The 8,688-nt window shown below is 41.9% G+C and carries 9 protein-coding genes; 4 read left to right on the top strand and 5 right to left on the bottom strand.

Translation table 11 applies throughout. The annotated features are described in order from the left end of the window. Nucleotides 1-116, bottom strand: a 116-nt coding sequence (locus EDD57_RS15285) for an alpha-helical endospore appendage domain-containing protein (protein ID WP_481170251.1), incomplete at its 3' end; no start/stop codon positions are given. Nucleotides 117-584: 468 nt separating this feature from the next. Here EDD57_RS15285 and EDD57_RS14905 point away from each other — a divergent pair. Continuing rightward, on the top strand, nt 585-719 hold the full coding sequence (locus EDD57_RS14905) for a hypothetical protein (protein WP_279388932.1): 135 nt from the start codon (nt 585-587) through the stop codon (nt 717-719). Between the two features lie 877 nt (nt 720-1,596). Here the strand turns inward: EDD57_RS14905 and EDD57_RS04080 are convergent. From EDD57_RS04080 to EDD57_RS04065, 4 genes are all read right to left on the bottom strand, one after another. Beyond that, on the bottom strand, nt 1,597-2,223 hold the full coding sequence (locus tag EDD57_RS04080; RefSeq protein WP_131848210.1) for a YigZ family protein: 627 nt from the start codon (nt 2,221-2,223) through the stop codon (nt 1,597-1,599). Between the two features lie 61 nt (nt 2,224-2,284). Further along, on the bottom strand, nt 2,285-3,307 hold the full coding sequence (locus tag EDD57_RS04075) for an LCP family protein (protein WP_165873661.1): 1,023 nt from the start codon (nt 3,305-3,307) through the stop codon (nt 2,285-2,287). A 134-nt stretch (nt 3,308-3,441) separates the two neighbouring features. Next, nucleotides 3,442-4,662, bottom strand: coding sequence for an LCP family protein (locus tag EDD57_RS04070; protein WP_165873660.1), 1,221 nt, complete (start codon nt 4,660-4,662; stop codon nt 3,442-3,444). Nucleotides 4,663-4,666: 4 nt separating this feature from the next. Then, nucleotides 4,667-5,776, bottom strand: coding sequence for an LCP family protein (locus EDD57_RS04065; RefSeq protein ID WP_131848207.1), 1,110 nt, complete (start codon nt 5,774-5,776; stop codon nt 4,667-4,669). A 371-nt stretch (nt 5,777-6,147) separates the two neighbouring features. On the opposite strand from EDD57_RS04065, the gene metK reads away from it, so the two are divergent. The 3 genes from metK (at nt 6,148) to EDD57_RS04050 (ending at nt 8,677) form a co-directional block, all read left to right on the top strand. Beyond that, nucleotides 6,148-7,347 (top strand): methionine adenosyltransferase, encoded by a 1,200-nt coding sequence (metK, locus tag EDD57_RS04060; RefSeq protein WP_131848206.1) that lies wholly within the window; start codon nt 6,148-6,150, stop codon nt 7,345-7,347. Nucleotides 7,348-7,474: 127 nt separating this feature from the next. Further along, nucleotides 7,475-8,215 carry a LuxR C-terminal-related transcriptional regulator gene (locus EDD57_RS04055; RefSeq protein WP_131848205.1) on the top strand — a complete coding sequence of 247 codons (741 nt, stop codon included), beginning with the start codon at nt 7,475-7,477 and terminating at the stop codon, nt 8,213-8,215. Nucleotides 8,216-8,248: 33 nt separating this feature from the next. Then, nucleotides 8,249-8,677: a hypothetical protein gene (locus tag EDD57_RS04050; RefSeq protein ID WP_131848204.1), complete on the top strand. Its 429-nt coding sequence runs from the start codon at nt 8,249-8,251 to the stop codon at nt 8,675-8,677. The last annotated feature ends 11 nt before the right edge of the window (nt 8,678-8,688 follow it).

The raw sequence follows: 8,688 nt of genomic DNA, 5'->3' as shown, positions 1-8,688 counted from the left end.
ATAATATGGCTAAGTCCTAACTCTTCTAACGCAATCGAGGACAACAACAGGTTAATGGCATCTTCCCTTGTGATCTGAATATTGGGTGAAATATTTGGTATATTCGCTTGAGACATTTTTTCACTCCTTATAAACATAATACTTAATCTTGTTATCAATATTCTTATTACTAAGAATAAGTAACCTATTCACAGCCTAATTTTAAGGTATGGGCTGATTGTTTTTTGTTCCGTATCTTCATATCCGAAAACTAAAGGAATCCAGTTGTTGAAATGATTACATTTTCAACAACTGGATTCAATTTAATCAAACTTTGTTTTATGACAAAAAGAATGGATTTCAAACGAGAAGTTAGAAAATGTCCTAGGCACAGATATCCCTAAAGACCTCACTGAGCTATAGTCCCATGATCCATTCCTCTACATTCTTACTCAGTAATATAAATAAAGGTGCTAGGAAATTCATTACACATAGAGATTTTGAAGGAATGGCTCTATAGAGTCTCTCTGGGATTACTTAATAGCCTATATAGTCAACATTTCACAATCTCAGCCTATATCGAAGCTGGTATGAGTGGAGGACCAATGTGGAATTCAAAATCTGGCTATGTAGGTGTGATTGGATTAAATAGCATGGGTAACAATGGAACTGATGGTGCATGGTCACCACGATTCATCGGCGCAAACTATAAGAAAATAGCATATTGGATGAATCGCTAGAGTCTAGGGTGAGGGTCTTTGTAATGAAATGGAGAAAAGGGCAGTCGAGTTTATCCTATCATTCATCATCGTTATCCTTCTGGCGCAGATTCCCTTTGTTCAAAAAGCAATTGCGACTGGATCAAGTGGGATTGCAGACTACTCCTAACTTCTTTCCTGTCTTTGTCTTGTATGACTCTCTTGATCCAGAGTAATATAATCGCTGTAGTAGAAAAAGGAATCCGCAATAATGTGGATTCCTTTTTTATGTGCTTGGATCTGGGTCGCTGCATGGACGGGAAGAGCAAGCATCCAAAATAGTCTCTTTATCCTATACCATTACGTTGAGAGATTCATATTCTATAAATATCAAAAGTTTAGGAGTGAGAAGATGAGCTGATGTAGACGAAAGCCTGAGCGTTGTGGACCTCAAGGACCTCAAGGAGTTAGAGGACCAAGTGGAATTGACGGGGTCACAGGATCTACAGGTGCTACGGGAACACTGGTAGCTAACTTTTTCTATGCTACCATAGGGGGTACTGGAAATACCGCTGTTCTACCTGCAAACAGTACTGTACCCTACGATACGGTTCTAACTCAGGCCGGCTCGAATATAACGCTCGATGCCACTACTGGAGCGATTTCTTTAGCAGCAGGGCATTTTTACGCAGTCATTTATACGGTAGGTCCTGTTACGAAGGGAATCTTGTTCAAGGGACGCAAACGCAAGTTACCAATAACTCGAATGCTCCTCATACTGCATCAACGATTATTGAAGGTCCTGGACTTGTGACTGTTTCCAATTTGGCTGCAACAGCGGTAACAAGACCACAGTGTGGTATAACGGTCATCATGTTGCTGTAGCCATGTGAGTTAACATAGTGGTTCTGTATCTTTTCTACTTCACTCGGTACTCCAACCCTCCTAGTTCCACGTTTGCCTGACCGTGGGTCCAATCGATGATCTGTGATTGGATCTGGCTCGTTTCATCAACAGGCACCCACAAGGTCCAGCTTACATGCTCGGTAAATACGGGCTGTTCGAGGAAATAGGAGTTTTGGCGTAGTTCGTGTTCGAGTTTTCCGATATGGGCGTAGTCAAAGGTGATAGTGATGGATTGATGGAGGATGGGCTGAACGATCCCTGCAGCTTCTAAGGCAGCGGATGTTCCTTGGCTATAAGCTCTGACGAGACCACCAGCGCCTAGTTTGATCCCCCCAAAGTATCGCGTAATAACGACTGCGGTATATTGAACTTTCTTAGCATGTAGGACTTCGAGCATGGGCTTGCCTGCTGTTCCAGAGGGCTCGCCATCGTCGGATGCTTTTTGGATGAGATCGGAGACGAGGTAGGCAGAGCAGTTATGGCTCGCATCCCAGTATTTTTTAGCGATGTCAGCGATAAATTTCTGGGCTTCTTCTTCGGTTTTGACAGGTCCAGCTTGGCAGATAAAACGAGATTTTTGAATGATGATCTCTGTTTCGCCATATCCGGCAATGGTCTGGTATGACAAGGGTGTTTTCATGATATGGAGCTCCTCTCCCAAAGAAAAGACGGCTATGGGAGCCGTCTTGAGATGAATGCTTCTAATTTGTCTTTTTCGCTTTAGGGACCTCGATTTTATTTTGATCGTATGGTAGGTCCAACTCTTTTTTTAGTAGATTGCTAACGCGATCACGCTCTTTTTGGCTAACTAAATCATACCAGATTCCGTTGATTCTTTCAGAAGGAGCTTCAATCGTGATGTGTTTTAAGGATTCTTTTGGAATGCTGCGGTAGATGTTAGCTAGTGTAGGGATTTCAGAGGGACTAAAGCTATAGGAAAAGTTGTTCCCTACGATTTCCGTGAGCGAAGTAAATTGGGTCAGCACTTGAACGCCTGTTAATTTGTCTAAAAGTTGATTGATTACTTCTTGTTGTCTTCGATTGCGACCGTGATCTCCCTCAGGGTCTTGTTTTCTCATGCGGACATAGGCTAACGCTTCTTCTCCATTTAAATGCATAGGACCGAGGCGGAAGTTGAGGATTTTATCGTTAAAGGAATGATATGTGAAAGCTCTTTTGACATCGACATCGACCCCATTCAGTTGATCGACTACGTCCATAAAGCCTTGGAAGTTAATCTTCGCATAGTAGTCGATGGGGACGCTTTCTAAAAAGCTCTCAACGGTGAGTCTTACATTGGCAACGGGATCGACTCCTTTTTCCCTCCCCCATGTAGCGGCGGAGTTAATCTTATCTTTCCAGCCATTGGTATGGGCGATGGTGGTTCGCGTATCGCGGGGGATACTGACGATGGAGGCCGATTTTTTTTCTGGATTAATGGCGGCAATCATGAGTACATCTGAGCGCCATGACTCCTTTTCTCCCTTGGCAGTTCTCGAATCGACGCCCATGAGCAGGACGGTAAAAGGTTCTTTCCCAATCTCCACTTGCTTTTGTCTAAGGTCTGACTTCGTTGCATTGGAATCATGCCCTTTTGCTAGAGCATTCCACATTTGATATATATAAAAGCTACCGATTAGAGCGAAAAGCGCCAAGAATACGAAGAGTATTCGATTCCTCTTCTTCCTTCGAGCTGCTCGTTGTTCTGAGCGTTGATTCTTCACCAAATGATTCCTCATTTCACTAGAAGCTTTGGAAAACGAATTGCTCTTATACTATCATTTGGGAAATATTAGGATCAAGTTTCGGGGATAAAAGAAAAATACCTGAATGGGGATCAGGTATTTTCTAAAAGGAATTATGGAGTTTTGGTTGTCGGTTTACCACCATTAGGAGTGGATCCAGACGGTTGATTCGATTGGTTCGATTGGTTCGATTGACTAGTCCCTGTGCCTTCGGAATTTCGATATGCTTTAGAAGGTACTTGTTTCGGGATTTGTTCGATCGTTTTTGCCTCGTAAGGGTCTAACGTATGATCATATGTGATAGCACGCTTGTCGTACTCTTTTCCTAAATGCTTGAGCAACTCAGCTATACCACGTTGACGCTCACCTTCCGGAACAACTTGGAACCATTTTCCATTTTGGTTAAGTGAGTAGTTATGCAGAGCAATCGATTCTTTATTGTTTTGTGATTCACGATACACATTAAACAGTGGAAGAATCTCACCCATATCAAAGCTATAACGGAAGTTCTTTCCGACTGCTTTGGTAATGTCGCTAAACTGGGTAATACCCGTAAAACCAACCATTTTACTTAAAATGGCACCAATCACTTCTTGTTGACGGCGATTTCGATCATTGTCGTTTTCCATTTCTGGAGGAACAATTGAGCCAGTGCCTTTATGGTCTTTACGAGTCCGTACATACATAAGAGCTTTTTCCCCATTTAGGTTTTGCTGCCCTTTTTCGTATTTCAACATTTTCCCTGCGTAGAAAGGAACTTGGAATTTATATTTGTTATCTACCGTAATGCCGCCGACTGCATCTACTAAATCCATAAATCCAGAGAAGTTAATCTGCGCTACGTAATTGATTTGGACTTTGTTATCTAAGAATTGTTCTACCTGTTTCACGACTTGCTGATTTTTTGCATGGGCATCCGAGCCATGTTGAAGGGCAGATAGGGTTTCGGTAATCTTCCCTTTACTGGTTGAATTGTAGAATTTCACATACGTATCACGAGGAATACTCATGGTTCGCACGGACTTTTCCTTTGGATTTACCGTAATTACCATTAATACGTCGGGACGCCATCCATTTTTGGATTCATTATCAATATTATATTGGTCAATACCCATTAAAAGCATGGTAAAAGGTTCCGCTTTTACGTCTACTTTTTTAGCATCTGTTTTTAAATTGGAATCATGCGAATTTGAAAATGCACTCAGGAGATTCGTTGCATAGTACCCAGCTACCCCAATGAAGAGAGCTAGGATTGCACTCACAATAATGACTCTCTTTTTCTTCTTCTTTTTACGCATTTCTACTCGATCTAGTCGACTACGTTGGGAGTTCATCATTTCATTCTCCTTTCAGAGATATCGATTTTCCGGGCTTCTGTTTACGATTCGGGTTTTTGAGATCTTGTTCGAAATCGTATGTCAGATCTGCTTCATTGTACGGCTTATCCATTGCTTTTAGCAGTTCTGCGACGACTCGTTTGCGTTCGCCGTCTGTCGTGATCTGACAGTCCCCATGTGCTGGTAGAGTTTTAGAGTAAGTATTTAATTTAATGATGTGGTTATTTTCTTTAGGGATATCTGCATAGATACTCATTAGAGGTAATATATCAGAAACCTGAAAGCTGTACTGGAAGTTGTCCCCGATCACTTTCGTGATATCAGTGAATTGCGTTAAGCTTTTGAAGCTGAGCATTTTATCTAAAACTTGCCGTACGGCTTGTTGTTGTCGTTTGTTACGTCCGAGATCTCCCTCAGGGTCCTGCTTTCGTTGTCGTACAAAAACAAGTGCTTCTTCACCGTTTACATGCTGGTTCCCTTTTTTAAAGTGGAGATATTTCCCGCCAAACGTTTGCATTTTAAAGTCATATGGAACTTCTACGTCAATCCCACCTACTTGGTCGACAAGGTCTATAAATCCACTAAAGTTGATTTTAGCATAATAATCAATAGGGATTTGTCGATTCAGGAAATCTTGAGCAGTTTCCCGTACGGAGTTGATGGGGGTAAGCTTGTTTGTGCTTGTATATATGGAAGCTGCCGAAGCATTAATTTTCGTCTGAGTCTTTGTTCCATGGATTTGGAAAAAGGTATCACGCGGGATACTTACCATGTGAATATTCTTTTTTTCTGGATTGACGACGGCAAGCATCATCACGTCAGGACGCCAACCCTCTTTTGATTCTTTTTTGGAGTTGTATTGGTCCGCACCGATGAATAAGATAGTAAAGGGCTCTTTCTTTACATCTACTTGTTCTTCTCGTAAGGAAGATTTTCCGGCCGTAGTGTCTTGGCTGCTGGCTACTGTTGTATAAAGGTTATAGGCGTAAATACCAACTGTACAAAGAAGAGTAGAAAGAATAACGGATGCCCAAATCAAGACCTTTTTTTTCCGACTCTTTTTCTGAGTAGGTTGTTTGTCCGGATTTACGGGCTCAAAGCCATCTTGCATAAACTAGCCCTCACTTATTCTGTATAATTTTTTCTACATCCTATCATCTTTTCTACTTTTTTAACATTATTACAGTGCAAGTTACACAAAATCCTCAAAAATGAGTGAAGACGGTTAAAGATATGTGTAGGGGGTGGTGGAATATTTATTTAATTAAGAAATATAACTATACGAATACCGAATACTGCTTGTGTTTATGTGTATAATCTTGTATTCTTAGTGGTGATACAGAGATTGACTGGAATCAAGTAGCCTCTTTTTTAGGTGTTCACACGAGAAGTTTGTCATCAAGCTGAAGAGTAGAAACACCTTTCCAAGAGAGGAGAGGTTTTTTTATTTACATATAACGGTTATCTAGGGGGAATAAATCCATGTCTGAAAAGAAGCGTGCGTTGTTTACTTCTGAATCCGTAACGGCGGGTCATCCAGATAAAATTTGTGACCAGATTTCGGATGCTATTTTGGATGCTATTTTAGAGAAAGATCCAAATGCTCGTGTCGCAGCAGAAACGTCTGTTACGACTGGTTTGGTTTTAGTTGCTGGTGAAATTACAACCAACTGCTATGTTGATATCCCAAAAATTGTACGTAAAACGGTAAGTGATATCGGATATACTCGTGCAAAATTTGGCTTTGATGCTCAAACGTGTGCTGTTTTGACCTCGATTGATGAGCAGTCTGCTGATATTGCTCAAGGTGTCGATCAAGCGTTAGAAGCCCGTGAAGGTTCGATGACCGAAGAAGAAATTGAAGCGATTGGTGCTGGTGACCAAGGGCTCATGTTCGGCTTCGCTTGTAATGAGACTCCAGAATTGATGCCACTTCCGATTTCTCTAGCACACAAACTAGCTAGAAAGCTTCATGAAGTACGTGTCGATGGAACGCTAAGTTACTTACGTCCTGACGGTAAAATCCAAGTGACAGTTGAGTATGAAGACGACAAGCCAGTTAGGATTGATGCGCTTGTATGCTCTACTCAACATGCTGAAGAAGCGACACTTGAGCAAATCCAACGAGACATCAGAGAACATGTCTTCGGTCCAATCGTTCCGAAAGATATGATTGATGAAAATACAAAGTACTTTATCAACCCAACAGGTCGATTTGTAATCGGTGGACCTCTTGGTGACGCAGGACTGACTGGTCGTAAGATTATCGTAGATACCTATGGTGGATATGCTCGTCATGGTGGGGGAGCATTCTCTGGTAAAGATCCTACGAAAGTAGACCGTTCTGCTGCATATGCGGCTCGTTACGTAGCGAAGAACCTAGTCGCAGCGGGTCTTGCTGAGAAGTGTGAAGTACAATTGGCTTACGCAATCGGAGTAGCTCGCCCTATGTCCGTTCGTGTGGAGACATTTGGCACTGGTAAGGTAGATGAAGCGGTTCTAGTTGAATTGGTCAACAAACACTTCGACCTCCGCCCAGCCGGAATCATTCGCCAACTAGACCTACGTCGTCCACTTTATCGCCAAACTGCCGCTTACGGTCACTTCGGTCGTACCGATATCGATCTTCCATGGGAGCGCACAGATAAAGTAGAAGTGCTAAAGACAGACGCAGGCTTATAAGCTGAACACGAAGAGGAGTCATCCAACAAGGATGGCTCTTTTTGTTTAAACAAAAAAGGATTCATGATAGAATAAAAAGAGATGTCAGGCGATTTTGGATATTCATCAAGGGAGTGAGGTGAACGTTTTGATTGAGAGTCCGTTTCTTCACCAGCGAAATGCCAAATTAGGCGAGCATTCCAACATATCCCCGATCCGTATCTTATTAGCAGATTCCAGCGACATTTATCTGAATAGATATAAAAATATATTTTCTTATTATCCTGAGCTGCAAATTGTAGCATCTTGTATAGATGGATCAGAGGTAGCGCATGTATGCGAAACCCTTACCCCTCAAGTAGTTGTGATGGATCTATATCTACCCAGAATGGATGCAGTAGAAGTAACATATCACATAAATCGAGTGACTCCTCAAACAAAAATCCTCATCCTAACGGATCAAGCAGATCAATATGCTGTGGAGGCGATCCGTAATGGAGCTACTGGCTATCTACTAAAGGGGATGGAACCACAACAACTCATTGAGGCATTAAAAGTAATTGTTTGTGGTGGGACTTATATCCATCCCGTATTGGTAGGTAAAATGGCGAGTGAACTTCGTCGATTGAGTCGGCAAGAAGGTGCCTTTAGTCGAATTCATACTTCGTATCATATCGTGAATTGGCAAGAGATTTTAACCAATCGTGAGATGGAGGTCTTACGCCTACTATCACAAGGAAAAAATAACAGGGCGATTGGAGAGCATTTGTTTATAAGTGAGAAGACTGTTAAGAATCATGTAAGTAAGATCTTATATAAATTAGACGTCCAAGATCGTACACAAGCTGTATTGCTTGCCATCAAATACGGATGGGTTCAACTAATATAGAAATCCAGTTGAGATGGGAGAAGGGGGTTTGTGATGATGCTACTATGGGTTTGTTTAGCAGGGGTGGCGACCTATTTTGCCATTTGGATGTTAGTAAAGAGGTCAAATTGGCTATACGGAAGTTATTATCATAATAAAGCATCGCACTTGGTCGTCATCGCAGATAATACAGAACAGCAATTAGAATGGTGGATTCGATCTTATTATACGAATCGTCGTATTTCAGGGAGTCATGGAAAGGTTAGTTGCTTGTTAATTGGCCATACGGAAGAGGCGGATCGATTACTAGAGAAGCTAAACCGTAGATATGTGGAGTTGGAGTTTATTCATATGACCTCGGATGATGGAGCGGTCGAACGATGGATGAAGGCGAATCAGAAGGTCGGCGAGCGGTTTATTGTGATGGATCTACGGGTTTCATATGAAGAGGATACAGTAAAGGGAAAGTGGTCAGCATCGTAATATCACCAGAC

The sequence above is a fragment of the Baia soyae genome (genome assembly GCF_004341445.1).
GTDB lineage: Bacteria > Bacillota > Bacilli > Thermoactinomycetales > Thermoactinomycetaceae > Baia > Baia soyae.
The sequence above is the reverse complement of the archived record's forward strand: the minus strand, read 5'-3'. Positions and strand labels throughout refer to the sequence as shown.